Source organism: Erythrobacter sp., from assembly GCF_035194505.1.
GTDB lineage: Bacteria > Pseudomonadota > Alphaproteobacteria > Sphingomonadales > Sphingomonadaceae > Erythrobacter.
In genome coordinates this window covers 2,920,774-2,943,165 of sequence record NZ_CP136573.1, presented here as the reverse complement: position 1 = coordinate 2,943,165, position 22,392 = coordinate 2,920,774, and the positions used below count along the sequence as shown (strand labels likewise).

Sequence of the window (22,392 nt, the reverse complement as noted above, 5' to 3'; positions counted from 1 at the left end):
AAACCGCAGGGGCACTAGGCGCTCGGGGGCATGGTGGCAAGCTGTGCGAAGGGTTGCGGGGCTGTGCGCGTTAAAGCACAGTCATGCAATCACCCGAGGACGCATAATGAACACCGCCACCCGCACCCTGCTCGCCCTCTCCGCGGCCGCCGTACTGGCAACCCCGATCCTTGCCCAGCGGAACCGGGACGAGCGTCTGCCACGCGAATGCCGCGAGGAAATCGTGCGATTGTGCGGGATGAACCGCGGCGAGCTTCGCAACTGTCTGCGCGAGAAATACGCCCAGCTTTCTGAAAGCTGCGCGGCCAGCATCCGCGAACGGATGGAGGCCCAGCGCGGTGCTGGTGAAGGTGCAGGCGCAAGGCGCGGCCCGGGCATGGGTGCGCGGGCCGGTGCGGGCGCGGGTGCAGGCGCCTATGCCAGCGCGAAGATCAGCAGCACCGTGGTCTATGGCGATCACCTGCGCCAGCAGGTCGATGTCTATACCCCCGATAGTGCGGTGGGCGATGCACCGCTGGTGGTCTTCATCCACGGCGGCGGCTGGCAGATCGGCAATCGCGGCCTCGTTCAGGCCAAGCCGCAGCACTTCAAGGACGCAGGCTATGTTTTTGCCTCGGCAGGTTACCGGCTGCTGCCGGACGCGCCGGTGGAACAGCAGGCCGCCGATATCGGTGCCGCGATCAAGGCGCTGCGCGGGCAGGCGCAATCGGGCGGGTTCGATCCCGACACAATTGTGCTGATGGGGCATTCGGCAGGCGCGCATCTCGCCGCGCTGGTCGCCACCGATCCGCAATATGCCGGCGATGAAGCCTTCGCGGCGATCAAGGGCGTCGTGCTGCTGGACGGGGCAGGCTATGATGTCGTCAACGCCGCCGCCACGCCGACGATGGAGCTGCCGACGCTCTACAAGGACGTGTTCGGCACTGATCCGGCGCGGCAGAAAGCCCTCTCGCCGATCACCCATGTCGGCGGCAAGGACGCGCCCCATTGGCTGGCACTCTATGTCGCGGAACGTCCCGGCTCGAAGATGCAGTCCGAGGCGCTGACCCGTGCGCTCGCCAAGGCCGGTGCGGATGCGAGCGCGGTCGCCATCACCGGCACGGATCACGGACGCATGAACCGCGATCTGGGCACCGATGCCGGAAAGGCGCAGACAGACGCGGTCGACGCCTTCCTGAAAAAGGTGTTCGGTTAGCCCCCGACAGGAGCTGTCGCGATCACGTCGATTTCGACCATCAGTTCCGGCAGTGCGAGGCCCTTTACCTCGACCGTGGTATCCGCAGGGTATGGCGGGGTGAAATACCGCTCCCGGGCCTCGAGAATCTTCGGGAAGTTGCCCATGTCGGTGAGGTAGATCGTCACCTTCACCACGCGCGAAAGATCACTGCCCGCTGCGGCCAGCACAGTCTCGATATTGGCGAAGGTCTGGGCGATCTGCGCGTCGATGTCGCCTACGCCGACAATGCTGCCGTCTTTGCCGATGCTGGCTTGCCCGGACAGGAACAAAAGCTCCCCCACCTGCCACGCGGGCGCGATCAAATAGGGCGCGAGCGGATCATTCGGCAGGGTGATCGGCTTGACGCGGTCGGTCATGCGCGCGGTGCCAGCTCAACCAGCGCATCGCCCTCGAGGATATGCGTGCAGCCCAGCGCCACCGGATCCTCGCCCTCGGCCAGTTGCGCAAGCGTGCGCGCGCCGCTCGCGCGCAAGGCCGTTGCAGCGGCCCGGTCATAGCCCAAGGGCAGCCACACCAGCGGTGCGGCTTCGGGCTGCGGTGCCACATCGGCCAAGCGATCAAGGTAGAGCGTGAAGCCGGTTGCCGGCTCATCGGTCCCGGCGATGCGGTAGGTGCCGCCCCGCCCTGCCGCACGGCGCAGGCCCTCGGCATAGAGGGTGAAGCCGAACCACGACTGGTATTCGAAGCCATGCCGCTCGGTCGGATCGAGCGTGATGCGCGCCGCATCCCCGATGCTGGTCGCAATTGCTTCCAGCCCGTCGAGCCGCGACTTCAGCGCCCCACCCGCGTCGACATCCCGCAGCGCGGCAAGCGCCTTGTCGAAGGGGCCTGTGGCATAGAGCAGCGGCAGATATGCCGCCCCGCCCGCGCTGCGAAGGCCACCGGCATCCTTGGTATCGAGCTCGCGCCGCACCGCCTCGATCTGTTCGGACGCCAGAGGGAAGGCCTTCTCTGCCAGCGTGTCGACCAGATCGGGCAGCGTGAAATCGACCGATATGCCGGTGAGGCCAGCCGCCTTCAGCGCCTCGATGGCGAGCATCACCGCCTCGCTTGCCGCAGCGACTGTGTCTGCGCCGATCAGCTCCGCGCCCAGTTGCAGCCGCTCGCGCGCGGGATCGAGCTGGCTGGCCTTGATCACCACGGTGTCGCCAGAATAGGCAAGCCGCAGCGGGCGCGGTGCATTGCGCAGGCTGGTGGCGGCAATCCGGCCAACCTGCGGGGTCATGTCGCTGCGCAGCGCGAGCGTGCGCAAGGATGCCGGATCGACGAAGCGGAACATTGCCCGCCCCTCGCCGCCAGCAACCCCCGCCATGCGCCCCGCCAGCGAGGCTTCGAATTCGAGCAGCGGCGGGCGCACCCGGTCATAGCCATGCGATTCCAGCACCGCGAGGCAGGCGCGCATCGCAGCCGTGATCCGCGCTGCTTCAAGCGGCAGGCGGTCTTCAAGGCCTTCGGGAAGGAGATCGTTGGGCTGGGTCATATTGCTCGTTCGTCATCCCGGGCTTGACCCAGGATCGCTATCGTCAGGCACCCGACTGACCGGACAGCGGCCCCGGGTCAAGCCCGGGGCGACGCCATCTCGATCAAAACGTAAGCGCGGTCACCGTCTTGACGCCTTCGACCTTCTCGGCCTCGGCGACGACTTCCGGGGTCAGCGCATCGTCAAGGCTCAGCAGCAGCACCGCTTCCCCGCCCGCGGCGCGGCGGCCGAGGTTGAAGGTGCCGATGTTGATGCCGTGATTGCCCAGCAGCGTGCCGATGCGGCCGATGAAGCCCGGCTTGTCGTCATTGACGATGTAGAGCATGTGCCCGGCGAGTTCGGCTTCGATCCCGATGCCGAAGATTTCGACCAGACGCGGCGCTTCCGTGCCGAACAGCGTGCCCGCCACCGAACGTGCGCCGGCCGAGGTCTGCACCGTCACCCGCACCAGCGTGTTGAAGGCGCCTTCGCGCTCGTGCCGGATCTCGCTTACGTCAAGCCCGCGCTCCTTGGCGAGGAACGGCGCGTTGACCATGTTCACGCTGTCCGAATAGCGACGCATGAAGCCGGCCAGGACTGCGGCGGTGATCGGCTTGCCGTTGAGTTCGGCGGCCGCGCCCTCGCGTTCGATGCTGATGTGGGTGAGGTTGCCATGCGCGAGCTGGCCCACAAGGCTGCCGAGCTTCTCGGCGAGCGCCATGTAGGGCTTCAGCTTCGGGGCTTCCTCGGCCGAGAGGCTCGGCACGTTGAGCGCGTTGGTGACACCGCCATTGACGAGGTAGTCAGCCAGCTGCTCGGCAACCTGCAGCGCGACATTGACCTGCGCTTCGTTGGTCGATGCGCCAAGGTGCGGGGTGCAGATGAAGTTGGGCGCACCGAACAGCGGATGATCGGCCGCCGGCGGCTCGGTCTCGAACACGTCGAGCGCCGCGCCTGCCACCTGTCCGCTTTCGAGGCAGTCCTTCAGCGCCGCTTCGTCGATCAGCCCGCCGCGCGCGCAGTTGATGATGCGAATGCCCTTCTTGGCATTCTCCAGCCGCTCGCGGCTGAGGATGTTGCGGGTGTCTTCGGTCAGCGGCGTGTGCAGCGTGACGAAATCGGCGCGCGTCAGCAGCGTGTCGAGATCGACCTTCTCCACGCCCATCTCGACCGCGCGCTCTTCGGTAAGGAAGGGATCATAGGCGATCACCTTCATGCGCAGGCCGAGCGCACGGCTGGCGACGATCGAACCGATATTGCCCGCGCCGACGAGGCCGAGGGTCTTGCCGGTGACTTCCACGCCCATGAAGCCGCTCTTGGGCCACAGGCCGGCCTGGGTCTGGGCATTGGCTTCGGGGATCTGGCGGGCCAGCGCGAACATCAGCGCGATGGCGTGTTCGGCAGTGGTGATCGAGTTGCCGAACGGGGTGTTCATCACCACCACGCCCTTCGACGAGGCGTAGGGAATGTCGACATTGTCGACGCCGATGCCGGCGCGGCCGATCACCTTCAGGTTGGTGGCGGCATCGAGTACCGCCTTGGTCACCTTGGTCGAGGAACGGATCGCGAGGCCATCATAATCGCCGATGCGGGCGATCAGCTGTTCAGGGGTTTCGCCGGTGATGACATCGACGTCGCAGCCGCGCTCTTCGAAGATGCGGGCGGCATTGGGGTCCATCTTGTCGGAAATCAGAACTCTGGGCTTGGTCATTTTGAATACCTTCCACTCGTCATCCCGGGCTCGACCCGGGATCGCGCGCGACACGCGCATTGGGAACAGGGGAGAGCGGCCCCGGCGCCAAGGCCGGGGCGACGCGAATTGGACGGCCTCAGCCGTTCTTGACCTTCTCGTAGGCCCACTCGATCCACGGCAGCAGGCGCTTCAGGTCCTCCTGCTCGACAGTCGAGCCGCACCAGATGCGCAAGGACGGCGGCGCATCGCGGTAGCCGTTGAAGTCATAGCCGACATTGCGCTCTTCGAGCAGCTTGACGATCTTCTTGGGAACACCGGCCTTGTCCTCGTCCGAGAGGCTTTCGTACCACTCGCCCTGGAACATCATGCACACGCCGGTATTGGTCTGCTGGGCCGGATTGGGCACCATGTTGCGCAGCCACGGGGTGGACTCGATCCAGTCCTTGACGATCTTGGCATTGGCATTGGCGCGTTCGACCAGCGCCTTGCGCCCGCCGATCGCCTTGGCCCATTCCAGCGCCGCGATGTAATCTTCGGTCGCCAGCATCGAGGGGGTGTTGATCGTCTCGCCCGCAAAAATGCCGGCGTTGATCTTGTTGCCCTTCTTCATGCGGAACAGCTTGGGCAGCGGCCAGGCCGGATCATAGCTTTCGATCCGCGCGACCGCCTTGGGGCTGAGGATCAGCATGCCGTGCTGGGCTTCCGAGCCCATCACCTTCTGCCACGAATAGGTGGTGGCATCGAGCTTCGACCAGTCCATCTCCTGCGCGAAGATCGCGCTGGTGGCGTCGTTGATGGTAATCCCCTCGCGGCCCGGTTCGAGCCAGTCGGCATTGGGAATCATCGCGCCCGAGGTGGTGCCGTTCCAGGTGAAGACAACGTCATTGCGCTGCGGGATGGTGGTGAGATCGGGGATCTCGCCATAATCGGCCGTCAGCACCTGCAGATTGGGCAGCTTCAACTGCTTCACCGCGTCCTGGATCCAGATATTGCCAAAGCTTTCCCACGCCGCGACCGTCACCGGGCGCGCGGGATCGAGCATCGACCACATGGCGGCTTCGATCGCGCCGGTGTCCGAGGCAGGCATGATGCCGATCAGATAGTCATCGGGGATGCCGAGCAGTTCGCGGCTGAGGTCGATCGCGTACTTCAGACGCGCCTTGCCCAGCGCGGAGCGGTGCGAGCGTCCAAGCGATTCGGTTTTGAGCTTGTCCAGCGACCAGCCGGGGAATTTTGCCGTGGGGCCCGACGAAAAGAAGGGGCGCTCAGGCTTAAGCGTCGGCTCGTGTGCGAGCCCGCGTGCATACTCAGTCATGTATTCTCTCCTTGCAGAGAGCTCGCGCGGCGTTGGGACCGCGTGGCCCGCTGGCCGCTCTAGTGGGGCGGGGCGCGGAGTCAATCGAATAAACCCCGTAGCCGTGCGAATTGCCGGGGCCACCCCAATGCTCCCTCTCGCAATATTCGCAGACCTCGCCTAAACGGGCCGCTCCATGACCATTTCCGACCTCCGCATTGCCCTGTTCAGCGGCAACTACAATTACACCCGCGACGGGGCCAATCAGGCCCTCAACCGGCTCGTCGGCTCGGTGCTGGCCAAGGGCGCGAAGGTGCGCGTCTATTCCCCCAAGGTCGCCAATCCCGATTTTCCGCCGACCGGCGAACTGGTCGGCCTGCCCAATGTGCCGATGCCGGTTAAGGGGCGCGGCGAATATCGCCTGCCGACCGGGCTGGGCGCAGATGTGAAGCGCGATCTTGAGGCCTTCCGCCCCGACATCATCCACGTCTCCTCGCCCGATCCTTCGGGCCATGCCGCGCTCAAATGGGCGCAACAGCACGATATTCCGGTGCTCGCCAGCGTCCACACCCGGTTCGAGACCTATCCGCGCTACTACAACATGGCCTTCCTCGAGCCGCTGGTGATCAAGCTGCTCAAGCGGTTCTATAACCGCTGTGACGCGCTGGTCGCGCCGTCGCAGAGCATGATCGACGAACTGCTGGCGATGGAGATGCATCAGGATATCGGCCTGTGGACCCGCGGGGTGGATCGCACGATCTTCTCCTCCGCCCGCCGCGATCCGGAATGGCGCCGCGCGATCGGGCTGGCCGAGACGGACGTGGCCATCGTCTTCCTCGGGCGGCTGGTGATGGAAAAGGGGCTCGACGTCTTTGCCGAAACCATCGTCCGGCTGCGCGCGCGCGGCGTGGCGCACAAGGTGCTGGTGATCGGCGACGGCCCGGCACGCGGGTGGTTCGAAGCGAACCTTCCCGAAGGCATCTTTACCGGCTTCAAGACCGGTGATGCGCTGGGACAGGCGCTCGCCAGTGGCGACATCTTCTTCAACCCTTCGGTCACCGAGACCTTCGGCAATGTCACGCTCGAAGCCATGGCCAGCGGGCTGCCGGTGGTGGCCGCCGGCGCAACGGGCAGCGCCAGTCTGGTAACCGACGGCGTGACAGGCCGGCTGGTGGTGCCGACCAACAAGCAGGCCGATGCAAACGCCTTTGCCGAAGCGCTCGCCCCCTATTGCCTCGATCCGGCCCTGCGCGCCGCGCATGGCGCCGCGGGCGAGACCCGCGCTTGCGAATACAGCTGGGAAGCGATCAACGCAGTGGTGGCGGACATCTATGTCCGGCTGGTCGAGGAACGGCGCAGGCTGCGCGCCGCCTAGGAGCCGGAACGGCTATTTCAGCACGCCAGCCTTCACCATCCTGCGCGAATAATACAGCAGGAACAGCGTCACCACCCAGATCGCGACGTCGAGCGCGGGGGCTTGCATGCTCGCCGGCACATCGGCCATGCCGTAATTGTAGGCCGTCGTCCCGATCAGGCCGAGCAGCGCGACCAGCATAGCCGGAACCGCCCAGCGCATACGCAGCAGCAGGAGCACGGATCCGGCAAAAGCGCCCCACACACCCAGCGCCCACAAGGTGCTCGCCCATGCAGGATAAGAGTCCATGAAGGCGATCTGTTCGGGGGTCATGCCGAGATCAGCCAGCTTGCCCAGTTTGGTCATGGTGTAGCTGAACACGCCCATGGCGTTGAACAGCAGCGTCGCAATGCCGACCAGCCAGAGGTGCCACGGCGCTTTCGCGCGCGGGTTCAGATTGCTGTTCACAGGCGTCTCTCCCCATCCGCTGCGACCCGGACGGGGAGAGACTACGCCTCAAACGGCCTTGCGGCAATCGGCGGCGGTTCAGAGCCGCTCGATGCGCTTGGCCATCTCGTCGATCATGTCGACGATTTCCTTGATGGTGTTCTCGTCGAGCTTGCCCGCCCGCGCACGGTTCTTCAGCACAGAGCCGAGGTTGCCCATCGCCCGGAACACGTCATGCGAGCGGACGGTAGTGGTGCGTTCGCCGTGACGGCCGAGGCGGCGGAGCAGCGCCTTGACCTCGACCTTGCGATCCTCGAGCTCCTCAAGGCCCTGCGCGGTGGCGGCAAAGGGCTTCTTCGCGCCTTCGGCCTCGGCTTCCTCGATCGAGCCTTCATCCTCGAGCAGCTGGAGCGTCGGGTAGACCGCGCCCGGGCTCGGGGCATAGTCGCCGCCAGTCATTTCCTCGATCGCCTTGATCAGTTCATAGCCGTGCGACGGGTTCTCGGCGATCAGCGCCAGCAGCGCGAGGCGCAGCTCGCCCTGACCGAACATCCGCCCGCGCCGACCACGTCGACCGGGACCGCGTTCTTCGCCCTCGCCATCGGCTTCACGCGGGAAATCCTCGTCGAAGCGCGCGCGCATCTTGAAGCCCGGCCCGCCGAAATTGACGTTTCCGTTCATCGCCATCGTCGCCATTGCCTCGGCGAGCTTTTCCCAGCCACCGCCACGCCCGTACTTGTTCCAGGTCATGCTATCCTCCATGCATCTTCGATACATCCAAGATATATCTTAGACCTATCTTATCAAGAGGCGCACCGCGAGGCGTTTTCCTTTTCCGCCCGAGAGCCTATCACAGCCGACGAATGACTGATCTGTTCGGACAAGACGCATCCCCGCGTGCATCAGACGCGCCTGCGGCCGACGCGCCGCTGGCTGACCGGCTGCGTCCGGCGAGCCTTGCCGAAGTGATCGGACAGGAGCACCTCACCGGCCCCGAGGGCGCGATCGGGCGGATGGTGGCGGCGGGCCGGCTGTCCAGCATGATCCTGTGGGGGCCGCCGGGCACCGGCAAGACCTCCATCGCCCGCCTGCTCGCCGATGCCGTGGGCATGCGCTACGCCGCGATCAGCGCGGTGTTCTCGGGCGTGGCGGACCTGAAGCAGGCCTTTGCCGAAGCGGAGAAGATGGCCGCGGCGGGCCGCAAGACGCTATTGTTCGTGGACGAGATCCACCGTTTCAATCGCGCCCAGCAGGATGGTTTCCTGCCCTTTGTCGAGCGCGGCGTAGTGACGCTGGTGGGCGCGACCACTGAGAACCCGAGCTTTGCCCTGAACGCCGCGCTGCTGAGCCGCGCGCAGGTGCTGGTGCTGAACCGGCTGGACGAGACAGCGCTGGCCGCCCTGCTCGATCGCGCAGAGGCGCTCGAAGGCCCCCTTCCCCTCACCCCCGAAGCCCGCAACGCACTGGTCGCACAGGCCGATGGCGACGGGCGGTTCCTGCTCGGCCAGGCCGAAACGCTCTACGCCGCCGGACTTTCAGAGCCGCTTGATCCCGCCGCGCTCGGCCAGTTCCTGCAGCGCCGTGTCGCCGTGTACGACAAGGACCGCGATGGGCATTACAACCTCATCAGCGCCCTCCATAAATCCGTCCGCGGTTCTGATCCGCAGGCCGCGCTTTACTGGCTGGCGCGGATGCTCGTGGCAGGGGAAGACCCGCTGTTCCTCGCCCGGCGGCTGGTGCGCATGGCGGTGGAGGACATCGGCATGGCCGATCCGCAGGCCCTGCCGCAATGCATGGCAGCGATGGAGGCCTACCGCTTCCTCGGTTCGCCCGAGGGCGAACTGGCGCTGGTGCAGGCCTGCCTCTACCTCGCCACCGCCCCAAAATCCAACGCCGCCTACATAGCGCAGAAGGCGGCGTGGAAGGCGGCGAAAGACACCGGCAGCCTCGCCCCGCCCGCCAACATCCTGAACGCGCCGACCAAGCTGATGAAGGATATCGGCTACGGCGCGGGCTACACCTATGATCATGACGCGGCCGAGGGCTTTTCGGGTGACAATTACTGGCCCGAAGGCATAGCGGCCGAAGCCTTTTACGTGCCGGTCGAGCGCGGCTTCGAACGCGAGGTGAAGAAGCGCCTCGATTACTGGGACAGGCTGCGGAGCGAGCGCGGGTGAGCCGGTTCACCCGCTTTCTCGCAGTCGACTGGTCGGGGGCAAAGGGCGCGCGGCAAAAGGGCATCGCGCTTGGCCTCGCATTGGCCGATGGCGGCGCGCCGGTGCTTGTCACGCCGCCCGATCCCAAAGGCTGGGCGCGGGCCGAGGTGCTGGCGCTGCTGTCATCGCTCGAGGAACCGACCTTGGTCGGACTCGATCTCGGTATCGGACTGCCACACGTGGATGGGGGGGCGTTCTTCCCCGGTTGGGACGCTTCGCCAGGCGATGCCCGCGGGCTGTGGGCGCTGATCGATGCGCTGTGCACTGATGATCCGAACCTCGAGGCGGGCGGCTTTGTCTCGCACCCCGAGGCCTCGCGCTATTTCCGCCACGGTGCGGGGCTCGAGGGCGATCGCTTCCTTCTCCCCGATGCCACCAGCCGCGAGGGCCGGTTCCGGGTGGCCGAGATCGCACAGCGCGCGGCAGGCGTACGTCCGGTGAGCAATTTCAACCTTGTGGGCGCGGCGCAGGTCGGCAAGTCGAGCCTGACAGGGATGCGGATGCTCCACCGCCTAGGCCCGCGTGTCCCGGTATGGCCGGTCGACCCGTTGCCGGAGCAGGGATCGGTGGTAACCGAAATTTACACCTCCGTCGCTGCACGGCTGGGCGGGGTGACGGGCGCGGCGACGAAGATCCGCAGCTACGAGGCGCTGAACGATGCGCTCGATGCGCTCGGCTCGCCGCCAGTCAAGGGCAGCGGCCCCATCGACGACCATTCCTCCGACGCCCTCCTCACCGCCGCATGGCTGCGGCGCGTCCACGCAGAGCGCGATCTATGGCACCCGCCCGGACTCACTGCCGATGTTGCGCGAACCGAAGGCTGGACTTTCGGCGCGTTTTAGTCGCCCTACTGCTTCGCTACTTGAGGGCGGGCCGGATTGGAGTTAGGGCGCTGCGCGGATAGCCGGCTTAGCTCAGTTGGTAGAGCACCTGATTTGTAATCAGGGGGTCAGGGGTTCGAGCCCTCTAGCCGGCACCATCACCCAAGCGACAGGAAGAATTCCTCCCGCTCGGCCCGCAGTTCGTCGGCGCTTAGCGGCGCGAGGGTGTCCAGTTCGCTGCGCAGCGCGAGCGCCATGCGTTTCACCATTTCATCGGGATCGCGGTGCGCGCCGCCCTTGGGTTCGTAGACTATGCGGTGGATCACCCCGAGTTTGAGCAGATCGCCCGCGGTCACCTTCATCGCCTCGGCTGCATCGGGGGCCTGCGCGCCGCTGCGCCACAGGATCGATGCACAGCCTTCGGGCGAGATCACCGAATAGACCGCGTGTTCGCACATCAGCACGCGGTTCGCTGCTGCCAACGCGACTGCACCGCCCGATCCGCCCTCCCCGATGATCACCGCAATCAGCGGAACGCCCAGCGCGAGGCAGGTTTCGGTCGAACGGGCAATGGCCTCGGCCTGCCCGCGCGCCTCGGCATCAACGCCGGGAAAGGCGCCGGGGGTGTCGACCAGCGTGACGACCGGCAGGCCGAAACGGTCCGCCAGATCCATCAGCCGGATCGCCTTGCGATAGCCTTCGGGCCGGGCCATGCCGAAATTGTGCCTGAGCCGCCCGGGCGTGTCCTCGCCCTTCACATGGCCGATCACGACCACGCGGCGCCCTTCGAAGCGGGCAAAGCCGCCGATGATCGCGTGATCATCGCCGAACACACGGTCCCCCGCAATCGGCAGGAAATCGGTGAACAGCCCCGCCACCAGCCGCTCGAACCGGGGCCGCTGGGGGTGACGGGCGACCAGCGTGCGCTGCCACGGGGTGAGCCGCGCATAAGTGTCCGCAAGCAGGCGTTCGGCCCGCTCGGCCAGCATCGGTGCCTCGGGCGTGCCGGCGGCCTCGACAACGTGCCGGTCGAGCGCCTCGATCGGCTTTTCGAAGGGCAGATACTGGATCATTCCTGATCCTAGATCACACCGTCATCGACATGCCGCGATAGATCCGCGCCCGGTAGCGCGAGTCCTCCGCGTCCGGCAACGGCGCGCCGACCAGCAGCACTGCGCGGGCGAAGCGGCGCACCTCTTCGAGATGCTCGTCGAGATCGCGCGGTTCTTCGGACTGAACGCGGCGGGTGAGGTTGATCTGGTTGACCGGCACATCATGCACCAGCCGCTCGTTCTCCACGGCGAGGGTCGCGGTGAAAGCGTGCAGCGTCGTCTTGATGAAGTTCGCCAGCGCGAAGGCCGGGGACTTGTCGCCCATCGCAACGTCGGGGCTGGTCAACACCAGCTGGCAATCATCATAGAGCGAGGCGCGGCGCGAGACGCGGAAATGGTGGGTGAGGTTGTCGGCCACCACGGTGCGGAATTCCTCCGGGGTCAGCGGATTGTCGGTAGCGAAAAGCTTGCCCGGCAGGGCCGACATCGGGGTCGAGAGGATCGTGGTCGGCCTGCCCCACAGGGTCAGCGCCTCGTCCATCGTCGCTTCGATATCGGTGCTCTTGACCAGCGAGGTCAGCGAGGCGGCCACATCCGGTTCGAGCTGCGCCTTGATCGCCTCGAATGCCTCGGCCGTGCGGGTGATCGCCACCACATTGGCCACGCCGCAATCCTCGATGAAGGCGCGCGCGGTTTCGGCGAGATAATCGGTGAGATGCTCGCCGATGATCCACACCGTCTTGCCCCGCATCTGGTCGAGCCGCTCCTGCTTGGGACTGCCGAACAGTTCGCGCTCGGTGGTCGAACGCTCCACCGAGAGGCCGCCAGAGGGCATGAATGTCTCGCCCGACACGGCGCGGTCGGCGAGGAAGAACACGGTCGCCTGTGCCACGTCATGCTCGGTCGGCATCTTGCCGAGATAGAGCTTGGAGAGCACGCCCGTGCCGACCTTGTGCGCCTCGGTGGCGATCTTGTCGGCGGGCAGGAAGGGCGCATCCTCGGGCGGCACGCGCATCAGCCAGTCGGCATCGGCCTCGGGCGTGGCAGGACGATCATTCCATTCCGGCGCATCGAGGAACAGGCCCGCCTGCCGCAGACGGCTGACCAGTGCAGCGGCGATCTGCGGGGTGAGGAGATACTGGTCCCAGGTGCAGGTGCCATCGCCCTCGCGCGCGCAGGCCAGCGCCAGCTCGCGCAACTCGTGCGGGTTGTTGGTGTCGTGGCTCATCTTGACGGTGTCGTTGCGGGCCAGCCGCGCCAGCACCGCCTCGACCCGCACGCCGCGCCGGATCGCCTTGATCGCGGCGGCGTGGACCGCATTCAGGCGCTTGTTGGCGAGGATCAGCTTGCCGCGCCGCTCGAACAGGCCGGGCTTGCCGCCCGTGCCCGAGAGGCGATCGCCATCCACCGGCCCCGGCGCAATCGCGTTGAACTGAACTTCGGGGCCGAGATAGCGCGCCATGCTCTCCACCATCGCGCGCTGGCCGGCCTTCGACACGGCATAATCGGCGCGGTTGGGATAGGCGACCGCGAGATATTTCTCCCCGCCGAAATAGGACGAGACATTGAGGATGTAGCCCGAGCCTTGCGCCTTCATCAGCGGGGCGACGTGGTGCATCAGGAAGAAGTTCGACACGAGGTTCGCATCGAGCGTGTAGTTCCACGCATCGACCCCCATATCGACGACCATATCCTCGGCGCCGGCGACACCCGCATTGTTGATGAGGTAGTCGATCCGCCCGAAGGCCTTGAGCGTCGCGTCAACCGCGCCCTTGAGGCTCTCGAAGTTGCTGACATCGACATTGGCAAGGGTCTGCACCCGGCGTTCAACGCCCGCAAAGCCGATATCCTCGAGCTCGCTGACGATCCGCGCACGGGCGACGGCCAGCTCGCTTTCGCGGCGGGCGACCATCATCACCTTGCCGCCGGCCAGCGCCAGCAGGCGCGCGACCTGTCCGCCGATCCCGGCCGAACCGCCGGTAATCAGCGCAACCTTGCCGAGATGCAGCCCGGTGATGTTCTCGGAGAAGCCGGGCATGGCCTTCCGCGCCCCCGTCGCCTCTCCGATGTTCGACGGCACGTAGAGCGTGATCTCGCCGAGCTTGCTTTCCTTCAACAGGATGCGCGCGGCATGACCGGCGGTGAAGCGGATGTTCTCGGCTTCGGTGTTGGTGAAGCGCACGATCTGGTTGCCCCACTCGGCCTGACGGCGGCGGCCATGGGCGGTGTCGATCGCGCTCTCGTCGCGCCAGATGCGGATCAGCTGTTCGGTCGCTGCGCGCAGAACGTGCGCGTAGATATCGCCTTTCCCGTCGCTCTTGTGGCTGACGAACACGAAGCGCGGCGGTTGCAGCAGGTTGTCGTGGCGCTTCCAGTAACGGCTTAGCGTGCGCGCCAGAGCCATGTTGCCGGCAAGCTCGGCGTCCATCAACGCCTCGACCACATCGTCACCGGCCTCGGTCAGCGCGCCAGACAGTTCGCCCGCGCCCAGAGCGGGGAGGAACAGCGCGCCGCTGATCGGCGTGCCTTTCGCTGTGTAGTCCTCCAGCGCGGCTTCCATCGCGCCTGCATCCTTGCGGCTGAAGCGGATGATCGAAAGCTTGTCGGAAATGCCCATCGCCGCGCAGCGCTTTTCGGCGATGGCAACGTCGGCAGCGCGCGGCAGACCGAGCACGACTTCCGCCCCGCAGGCCAGCTGCACCTGAGCGATCTCGAGTGCCTCTTCCCAGTCATCGCCAGCAGCAATCAGCACAGCAAGGCCGGTGCCGTCCATCGAGCGCATGGTCGGCCGCGCAAGATAGGTCGCGCGCTCTTCCTTGCGCACGGTCATCCCGTGGGTGACCTCGAAATCATGGCCGTTATAGGCCGCGCTCTCGTCGGAGCCGAGGAAGACGCAGGTGGTGGCGATATCCGTGGGTGTGGGGAAGGTCTTGGCCTTGTCGTTCCCGCCAGTGGCACGCTCCAGGCTCATCATGTCGAAGAACTGGTTCGCGGTGGTGCCCTGTTCGTCGCCCCGCGCGGTATCCATCGCGGCAAAGACATTGCGGATACGCTCGCTCTCGATCGGCCCGGGGTAGACGAGATTGACCCGGATGCCCCTGGAACCGAGTTCAAGGCTGAGTTCGCGGCTCCACGCATTCATCGCCGCCTTGGGGACGACATAGGCAGCGCGCGCATAGTAAGGCGTGCGGCTGAAGATGGTCGAGACGTTGATGATCGACCCGCCTTCGGGGATGTGCGGTGCGGCGGTGCGCGCGACATTGAAGGCAACGCCGAAGATGTTGCGCAGCGCATCGCCCACGGTCTCGCTGTCACTCGCGCCCTTCTTTTGCAGGGCGACCAGTTCCTCCGCCGACAAGGGCAGGTTCTCGATCGGCTGCTTCGGGCCCGCGCTGCCGGCGTTGTTGACGAGGATGTCGATCCGCCCGAACTGTTTCACCACCTCGGCAATCGCCGCGCGCACCGAGCCGATATCCCCGCCATCAAGAGCGACTGTGGCGAGCCGTGCAGGGTCCGCGCCGGTGGCCTTGAGCAGCGCGTCGGCCGCCGCCTTGGTGCGATCGGGCGTGCGGCCCGTCATCACTACGGTTGCGCCTTCGGCAAGGTAATGGGTGACGATATGGCCGCCCAGATTGCCCGCAGCGCCGGTGACGACGGCGATCTTGCCGGCCAGACGGCCCGGAACAGCCCCCTGCAAGGCGGGCGCGGCAGCGGCAGCTTTCGATTTGGCCATAAGCTCTCTCCTCACAGAATTACCGCGAAGCCGTGCTTCGCTTTGTGTTTCGTTCAAACCCTGGGGAGGAGAGCTAAGAACGTTTCAAAATGCGCAACGCGCGGATTACGTGTCCGGTTCCCCGGCAGGCCCTGAAGCGGCCCCCGAACCAGCCCAGGCTTCGAGCAGTGCATCGCGGCTTCTGAGGCCGAGTTCGGGCAGGGCGTGATTGACGACATAGGTGGAGCCGGTGTGCCGGTTCTCCCACATCGCCTGATGCGCTTCCGGCAGGCCGTCCCAGCTCACCACTTGGGGCTCGGTCACTTCGAGCAGGCCGGCGGCGATCATGTCGTTCATCCGCGCGACCTCGTAGGCGTTGCACAGGTGCGTGCCGAGGATGCTCGCGGTCGGCATCAGGATCTGGCGCTGACGGGTCCAGACCTGCGGAGCGTAGAAGGTGAAGCGGCAGCCGGTCAGGTCCTCGGCAAAGATCACGCGGCCGGTGAAGGGCTTCACCAGCGAGGTCGAAATGCCGAGCGTGTCCTGCCCGGCGCGTTCGAACACCAGATCGGGGCTGCCGCGCGGATTGTCGGGCGAGCGCAGGATCTTGCCCACCGCCGAGCCGAAGGGCTTCATCACCCGGTCCTGATAGTCGCGCACGGCGGCCTTGAAGACCTCGATATCCGCTTTCGCGTCCGGCAGGCGCGGCATGGTGTCGGGCCAGTAGAAATTCGCGCCCTCGCGGCGGCGGATGCTCTCGAGGCTGACAATCCCCTCGATCGCGTCTTCCAGCCCCAGCGATTGCAGGAACTCGCGCTGACCATCGGTGGTGGTGGCGATCACGCTCTTGGCGTTGAACCGCCGCGCGGCTTCGATCATTTCGAGGCCGGTCTCGTCGAGCAATTCCGACGAGCCCGGCCCGTAGAAGATCAGCACCGCCTCCCCGCCCCGCAAGGCCGCGCGGCGGAGCATCTCTTCGGGGCTGGCCGCTCCCGGCTTGCCCATGAAGCTGAAGTGGTAGCCTGACGAGGCGCCGTAGAAGGCGAGCGTGCCGCCCTCGGCCAGCAGCTGGAACGAGCGCGGAAACGCGGTTTCGCCGGCGTGGCTGACGACATAATCGGCGAGCTTTCCGCCGTTCAGCGCCTTGTATTCCTCCAGCAAGGGCGCGCCGGCGGCTTCCCATGCAATCGCTTCTGCCTGGTCTTCCGGCACCACCGAGTAGAGATCGGCAAACCGCGCATCCTTGCGGTTGATCGCGCCCACCGCGCCCTGCACCTTGGTGATGAAACCGGCGCGCTCCTCCGAGGACACCAGCCCTGTCACCTGCAATCCAGTGCGCACCGAGGAGCGCAGGGCGTCAAGCCCCGTCCCGGTCGCCGCGCCCTCGACGAACAGCGTCCGTCCCGGCGCAATCTGGAGCGTCGTGAACAGGCAGCGCGCAATCGTGCCGAGGTTGAGCACATAGCTTCCGGCCTGCTCCAGCGTGAGATCGGGTGGCACCTTGTGCATCTGCGGGGCCTGCACCGTCAGGAACTGCGCGTGGCTGCCGGTCTCGGTCTCGTAACCCTGAATGCTGAAATCGGCATACATCGGGTCATTGCCCACCATCGGCGAGAGCAAGTCGTTGGTGCCGGAATAGACCGTCACCAGATCGCCGACCTTGATCCGCCCCTGCGCCCGGGTCTCTGACCCAAGCGCCGCGACCAGCGCGATCCCGCCCGAGCCGGTAATCTGGACGTCTTCCTCGTGGCTGTCGAAAGGGGAGACCGGAATGCCGGTCAGCGCCCAGATATCGTTGAAGTTGACCTCGCTCGTCAGCATGTAGAGCAGCGCCTCGTTGGCCGCTGGCTCGGGCACCTTGACGATCAGCTCCTTCTCGTGGCTCGCGGGCGGGCCGAAGCGGGGCTGGCCGGTGTCGGGATCGCGGGCGATGCCGAAGGCGTATTGGTGGCCCGGGATCGGGGTGACGCCGGGATAGAAAGGCGCGCCAACGGGCAGCAGATCACCTGCCGCCTCCAGGGCCTGCGCGCGCATTTCATGCTCGGCATCGATCCACACGCCGTCGCGCCGCACCGGGAGCGGGGGCGCGACCTTGTCCATGAACTGCCGGATGCCGGTCTTGCCGCCTTCGGGATCGACGATGGCTTCGGCGAACAGCTTGGCCTCGCGCTGCGTTCCGGCGGTGATGCCCGCTTCGAGCCCGGTGCGCACCGCATCAAGCGCCCGCGCGCCGGCCTCACCGCGCCCGGCCCAGTCGAGCTGCCTCAGGATACGCTGGAGGAAGTCATCCTCAAGCACCGCATCGAGGTTCACATCTGCCGCACGCTCCCAGCGCATCACGGCCGCCTGCCGCTCCGCGAAGGCGCAGCCGAGCGCACTCTCCGCGCCGTTCTTCACATAATCGCGTACCGCCGCATGGGCCGCCGAGAGCGCATCTTCCGCACCCTCGACCAGCGCATCGACCACCCCGATCTCGGCCGCTTGTTCCGCCGTGATGCTGCGCCCGCCAAGGATCAGGTCGAGCGCATCGCGCACACCGTCGGCTCCGCGCCTGTCAGCCAGCAGGCGCGGCAGGCGCTGTGTGCCGCCATAGCCGGGCAGCAGCCGCAGCCGGATTTCAGGCTGGCCGAAGCGCGCCACGGGCTCTGCCACGCGGTAATGACAGGCGAGCGCGAACTCCATGCCTCCGCCCAGCGCCACGCCCTGCACCGCCGCAACGCAGGGCTTGCCCATGCTCTCGATGGTGCGGAAGGCGAGGTGCGCATTGTTGGGCAGCACCATGGCTTCATCGACGGTGTGGATCTCCTCCAGCATCTGGCGGATATCCGCCCCCGCGACGAAGGAGCTTGTGCCCTCGCCCGTGAACACCACCGCCACCACGGAGTCGTCGCGGGCAAGGGTTGCGGTGACCAGCACCAGCTCGTCGATCGCGCGTTCGTTCAATGCGTTGACCGGCGCGTTGGTGACAGTGACCGTCGCCACCTGCTTGCCCGGCGCGACGGTATTGTACTGCACGAGGAAATAGCGGTGGCGATCGAACAGGGCCTGTTCGTCGCTCATGCGCTGCTTGCGCTGCCAATCGGTGATGACGGTGCGCAGTTCGTCCAGCGCTTCGCGATTGCGCAGCGTCGTGACGTCTCCGACGTCCTCCCCCACCACCAGCGCGCGGACCATGCGGCGCATATACTTGCCCGAGCGGGTTTCGGGGAATTGGCTAACCTCGATGAAGTCCGCCGGAACCGCGACCGCGCCCTTTTCGGTCCGCACGAGATCGAACAGGCGGCGCTTGTCCTCGTGGGTCAGCTTGCGGCCTGCGACCGGCACAACGAAGGCGAGCGGGGTCAGCCCCTTCTCGCGGTGCGGCGCGCCGACCACCAGCACATTTCCGACCGGCGAGTCCGGCGCCAATGCCTTGTCGCGCAGCACCGCGCCTTCGATCTCCTCGGTGCCCATGCGGTGACCCGAGACGTTGATGACGTCATCTGAGCGCCCGTGGAGCGAGAAGGAACCATCGGCATGCTGGATCGCGAAATCGCCCTGGGTATAGGCCCAGGCACCCTTCCAGCGCCGCCAGTATCCCTCTTCCCAACGCGCCGCATCCCCGCGCCACGCGGGATCGACCCGGCCGTCCTCGACCTTGAAGCCTTCGATATCGCCCCAGATGGTGCGCGCGAGATAGGGGTACGGCGCGGCGATCACGATTTCGCCCTTTTCGCCGATATCGGCCTTGCGCCAGGGCACCCCGCCGGCATCGGCGCGGGCAAAGGGCACTGCTGCGCCTGCGCCTGCCTCATCCTCGACCCACACATCGCCGACAATCCACGGCAGCGGATAGGCATGGGCATCGGGGCGCAGCGGGAAGTCGTCATTGCCGAACATATGCGTCCAGGCGATCCCGCCGTGCTCGGTCGCCCAGTAGGAGTTGATGTAGCGGGGGGTCACGTGCTCCATCCCGAAGGCCTGCACGGATGGCGAGACCGGCTCGGCGCAGAAGGTCGCGACGCGCAGCCCGCTCATGTCATAGCGTTCGACTTCGGCAAGGTTTGCCGGGTCCGACATGATCGCCTTGAGGAAGGTCACGCCCGCCTTGAAGATGCGGATATTGTGCCGCTCGATCATCGAGGCGAAGCGGCCCGCATGCGGGAACACCGGCGAGCCTTCCGAGACCAGCGAGGTCACCCGCGTCATCAAGGGCGCGCAGATCAGGTAGCTCTGGCCGGTGATCCAGCCCGGATCGGCAACCACGAACAGCGTGTCCCCGGGGCGCGCGTCGAAGCTTGCTGCCATGGTCTCGGCCACGCCCGCGGCATAGCCGTGCGAATGGACGATCCCCTTGGGCTTTCCGGTCGAACCCGAGGTGTAGATGAAGAACATCGGATAGTCGGCATCGACCGGCATGGGCTTGGAGGAAGCCCAGATCGCGCGGACGAAATCCGTGTCCGAGAGCGCCAGCAGATCGGCTTCCGCCTCTACCGCGAAACCCGCCCCGCGCGCCTTCTCTAGCACCACGGCAAGCGCCGCGTCGGTGAGCTCGTGGCTCCAGCGGTCGCGTTCTTCGCGCCAGATGATGTCGGGCTGATGGGTGTGGCGGCAGACAATCACCGCCTCCACGCGCGGCGGCAGGGTGACGAGGCTGGAGGCAATCGCGATCCGCACCCGGGCGGCGTCCGCGCTGGTAATGCGCCCTTCCGCCCCAAGGTTGATCAGCGCCCGGCCCACACCGCGCATCACATCCGAACGGTCGACCGTGATCTCGCCCGCCAGCGCCTCGCGCACGGTCTCGATGATCGTTTCGTGCCCGCCCTCGGGCAGGCCGAGATCGAGCCCGCCGAGGATTTCCAGCGCCGTCGTCACCGGCACGAAATTGTCGAGCGCAGGATCGGTATAGGCGTTCTTGAAGGCGGCGACCTGCGCGTTGCGATAGGAGCCGTCGGAAGTGACGATCACCCGCGCACCGGTATCGGCGATGCGGTCTGACAGGGTCTTGTCCGAAAAGCCGCCGAACACCGCCGTATATACCACGCCCATGCGCTTGGCGGCCTCGGTCCAGTAGATCTGGGGCACGATGCTGGGCATGTTCAATGCCATCCGGTCGCCCGGCTTCAGCCCCAGCCCCTCCAGCGCGACGGCGCATTTCGCCACTTCCAGCAGCAATTGCTTGCGGCTGACGGTGAAGCAGTCGATCGGCGCGCCCTTGCCGCCGTTCGCGCTCATGTCCCAGCGATCGCCCTCGAAGATCAGCGCGGCTTCATCGCCGTGGCCAGCGAGCACATGGCGATCGAGTTCGGAGAAGGCGGCATTGGTGCGCCCGCCCACGAACCAGCGCCAATGCGGCGCGGCCGAGCCGTCGAAACCGGCGCTCCAGGGCGTGAAACCGGCGGGGAGCGAAGGACTGACCGGAGCGCCGCTGGCCGCGTCCCAGCCGTGCCATTGCCCGTCATCCGCGCGTGCAAGCCAAGCGCCATTTGCGCCGCAATCGGCCACGAACCAGTGCATGTTGCGGCCCGCGATCTCGCCATGGAAAGCGCCGGGATCGGCCAGCGCACTGCGGCGCATCGCATCCCAATCGGCGCGGGTGCGCACGCGATTAACCTCGACCCCGCGCGCCAGCGCGCCTGCACCGCCCTCAGGCATTTCCGCTTCCCTCAGATGATCTGCAGGCCGCCAGAGCTGATCCCTGGGCACGAAGCGGCAATGCAAAATTATTACGCTGCGATTAGCCCCCGGGCAATAACGTTCCGCCAGACCTTGCGAGCCGATAACGCGCCTCTATCCGCAATGTTCCAGCCAATCGCACACATGGTGCAGAAATTGCACCGCGCGAGACCCAGCGTAACCCTTTCTCAATCGCCTTGGGTTAGGCGTCATCCGATTAACCATGGGCCAACCCGGCAAACGCCGCTTGGCCCGAACCGGAGCAATGGGTCGCGCACCGGTTTGCGGATGAGGACAGTCGATGCCGTTGGGCTTTCTGAAATCGAGTAAGGAGCACGCGGGCAAAGCCGCCAGATCCGCGCGGCACGCGGGTGGCAAGGGGCGTGACCAGTCCCACTGCGCGCCGGTCCGGACCGACATCCTCAGCGATGTCGAAGAGCTCGGGATCGGCATGTTCTGGGCCACCGACGCCGAAGGCCACCTCACCTTCCTCTCGCAGCGTGCACTTGATGATCTGGGCAGCGATGGCGGGGAGCTGATCGGCCGTCCGCTGTCGCAGGTGTTCAGCGATGTCGAGCCCGAACCCGGCGCGCCCGTCCAGCGGGCGATCGGCTTCAAGCTCAAGGCCCGCTCGAAGATCGAGGAGCACGTCGTCGGGGTCGGCGCGACCAACAAGCGCGGCAGCGAACCGACCATCCGCTGGCGGCGCTGGGCGCAGGGGCCTTCCCGCTCGCCAAGTGGCGCGAGGCGCACAAGACCTCGCCGGCCTTCGTCCAGCTTGATCTGAGCATCTGACCCGCCGAAAAACGCGCCCCAAGGGCCCGAATGTTTCACGTGAAACATCGTGAAACAGCGCGCCGAACGGGGTCATCTCGGGGTCAACTGGGGGTCAACTGCCACCCAAACCGGGTCTGGAATCAGCCCCTGCCGCGATATCCGGGCACGCCCTGGTCGGGCAGCCACAGATCGGCCGGAGGCGGACCGGACTGCCAGAACACATCGATCGGGATGCCGCCGCGCGGATACCAGTAGCCGCCGATCCGCAGCCATTGCGGGCGCATTTCCGTAAACAGGCGCACCCCGATGCCCACGGTCACATCCTCATGGAAGCCGTTGTGATTGCGGAAGGATCCCAAAAACAGCTTGAGGCTCTTGCTCTCCACAATCGTCTCGCCCGGCACGTAATCGATCACCAGATGGGCAAAATCGGGCTGATTTGTCACCGGACACAGCGAGGTGAACTCCGGGCTGACGAAGCGCACCATATAGGTGAGGCCCGGACGCGGATTGGGCACGTAGTCGAGCACCGCCTCTTCAGGCGATGCGGGAAGCGGCGTGTCGCGGCCGAGAAACTGCGGGGTGCCGGCGGGGGGCGGAGTGGTGCTGGTCATGGCCGCGCAATTGCCCCGATCCGTGTCCGGGCGCAAGCCGGGAACTGGTCGCAGCGCTTGG

At 66.2% G+C, this 22,392-nt stretch carries 15 protein-coding genes and 1 tRNA gene; 6 read left to right on the top strand and 10 right to left on the bottom strand.

Going from position 1 to position 22,392, the window contains the following annotated elements; genetic code table 11:
- Positions 1 to 106: 106 nt before the first annotated feature.
- Complete coding sequence (locus tag RSE14_RS14155; RefSeq protein ID WP_324074731.1) at positions 107 to 1,195, top strand: alpha/beta hydrolase; 1,089 nt, start codon at positions 107 to 109, stop codon at positions 1,193 to 1,195.
- Here the strand turns inward: RSE14_RS14155 and RSE14_RS14150 are convergent.
- From RSE14_RS14150 to RSE14_RS14135, 4 genes are all read right to left on the bottom strand, one after another.
- Complete coding sequence (locus tag RSE14_RS14150) at positions 1,192 to 1,593, bottom strand: RidA family protein (RefSeq protein ID WP_324074729.1); 402 nt, start codon at positions 1,591 to 1,593, stop codon at positions 1,192 to 1,194. The genes RSE14_RS14155 and RSE14_RS14150 overlap by 4 nt on opposite strands.
- A complete protein-coding gene (locus tag RSE14_RS14145) occupies positions 1,590 to 2,717 on the bottom strand; it encodes an ATP phosphoribosyltransferase regulatory subunit (protein WP_324074727.1) in 1,128 nt (375 codons plus the stop codon). Before RSE14_RS14145 ends, RSE14_RS14150 begins: the two co-directional genes overlap by 4 nt.
- A gap of 103 nt (positions 2,718 to 2,820) precedes the next feature.
- Complete coding sequence (gene serA, locus RSE14_RS14140) at positions 2,821 to 4,407, bottom strand: phosphoglycerate dehydrogenase (RefSeq protein WP_324074725.1); 1,587 nt, start codon at positions 4,405 to 4,407, stop codon at positions 2,821 to 2,823.
- Positions 4,408 to 4,525: 118 nt separating this feature from the next.
- Complete coding sequence (locus tag RSE14_RS14135) at positions 4,526 to 5,704, bottom strand: phosphoserine transaminase (protein WP_324074723.1); 1,179 nt, start codon at positions 5,702 to 5,704, stop codon at positions 4,526 to 4,528.
- A 175-nt stretch (positions 5,705 to 5,879) separates the two neighbouring features.
- Between RSE14_RS14135 and RSE14_RS14130 the strand changes: the two genes are divergently transcribed.
- Positions 5,880 to 7,058, top strand: coding sequence for a glycosyltransferase family 4 protein (locus RSE14_RS14130; protein WP_324074721.1), 1,179 nt, complete (start codon positions 5,880 to 5,882; stop codon positions 7,056 to 7,058).
- A 12-nt stretch (positions 7,059 to 7,070) separates the two neighbouring features.
- On the opposite strand, the gene RSE14_RS14125 is transcribed toward RSE14_RS14130, so the two are convergent.
- Both RSE14_RS14125 and RSE14_RS14120 read right to left on the bottom strand, forming a co-directional pair.
- On the bottom strand, positions 7,071 to 7,505 hold the full coding sequence (locus RSE14_RS14125) for a hypothetical protein (RefSeq protein ID WP_324074719.1): 435 nt from the start codon (positions 7,503 to 7,505) through the stop codon (positions 7,071 to 7,073).
- A gap of 78 nt (positions 7,506 to 7,583) precedes the next feature.
- Entirely contained in the window at positions 7,584 to 8,234 is a 651-nt protein-coding gene (locus RSE14_RS14120) for a PadR family transcriptional regulator (protein WP_324074717.1), read from the bottom strand.
- A gap of 113 nt (positions 8,235 to 8,347) precedes the next feature.
- On the opposite strand from RSE14_RS14120, the gene RSE14_RS14115 reads away from it, so the two are divergent.
- The 3 genes from RSE14_RS14115 (at position 8,348) to RSE14_RS14105 (ending at position 10,679) form a co-directional block, all read left to right on the top strand.
- On the top strand, positions 8,348 to 9,661 hold the full coding sequence (locus RSE14_RS14115) for a replication-associated recombination protein A (protein ID WP_324074715.1): 1,314 nt from the start codon (positions 8,348 to 8,350) through the stop codon (positions 9,659 to 9,661).
- Positions 9,658 to 10,542: a hypothetical protein gene (locus RSE14_RS14110; RefSeq protein WP_324074712.1), complete on the top strand. Its 885-nt coding sequence runs from the start codon at positions 9,658 to 9,660 to the stop codon at positions 10,540 to 10,542. The genes RSE14_RS14115 and RSE14_RS14110 overlap by 4 nt, the downstream gene beginning before the upstream one ends.
- 61 nt (positions 10,543 to 10,603) lie before the next feature.
- Positions 10,604 to 10,679, top strand: a tRNA-Thr gene (locus tag RSE14_RS14105).
- Here the strand turns inward: RSE14_RS14105 and RSE14_RS14100 are convergent.
- The 3 genes from RSE14_RS14100 to RSE14_RS14090 all read right to left on the bottom strand — a co-directional run bounded on the left by RSE14_RS14100 (position 10,680) and on the right by RSE14_RS14090 (position 20,919).
- Entirely contained in the window at positions 10,680 to 11,594 is a 915-nt protein-coding gene (locus RSE14_RS14100) for an acetyl-CoA carboxylase carboxyltransferase subunit alpha (RefSeq protein ID WP_324074709.1), read from the bottom strand.
- Between the two features lie 13 nt (positions 11,595 to 11,607).
- On the bottom strand, positions 11,608 to 15,306 hold the full coding sequence (locus RSE14_RS14095; RefSeq protein WP_324074708.1) for an SDR family NAD(P)-dependent oxidoreductase: 3,699 nt from the start codon (positions 15,304 to 15,306) through the stop codon (positions 11,608 to 11,610).
- A gap of 105 nt (positions 15,307 to 15,411) precedes the next feature.
- Complete coding sequence (locus tag RSE14_RS14090; protein ID WP_324074706.1) at positions 15,412 to 20,919, bottom strand: AMP-binding protein; 5,508 nt, start codon at positions 20,917 to 20,919, stop codon at positions 15,412 to 15,414.
- A gap of 322 nt (positions 20,920 to 21,241) precedes the next feature.
- On the opposite strand from RSE14_RS14090, the gene RSE14_RS14085 reads away from it, so the two are divergent.
- Positions 21,242 to 21,727, top strand: coding sequence for a PAS domain-containing protein (locus RSE14_RS14085; protein WP_324074704.1), 486 nt, complete (start codon positions 21,242 to 21,244; stop codon positions 21,725 to 21,727).
- Between the two features lie 130 nt (positions 21,728 to 21,857).
- On the opposite strand, the gene queF is transcribed toward RSE14_RS14085, so the two are convergent.
- Entirely contained in the window at positions 21,858 to 22,331 is a 474-nt protein-coding gene (gene queF, locus RSE14_RS14080; RefSeq protein WP_324074702.1) for a preQ(1) synthase, read from the bottom strand.
- Positions 22,332 to 22,392 lie beyond the last annotated feature (61 nt).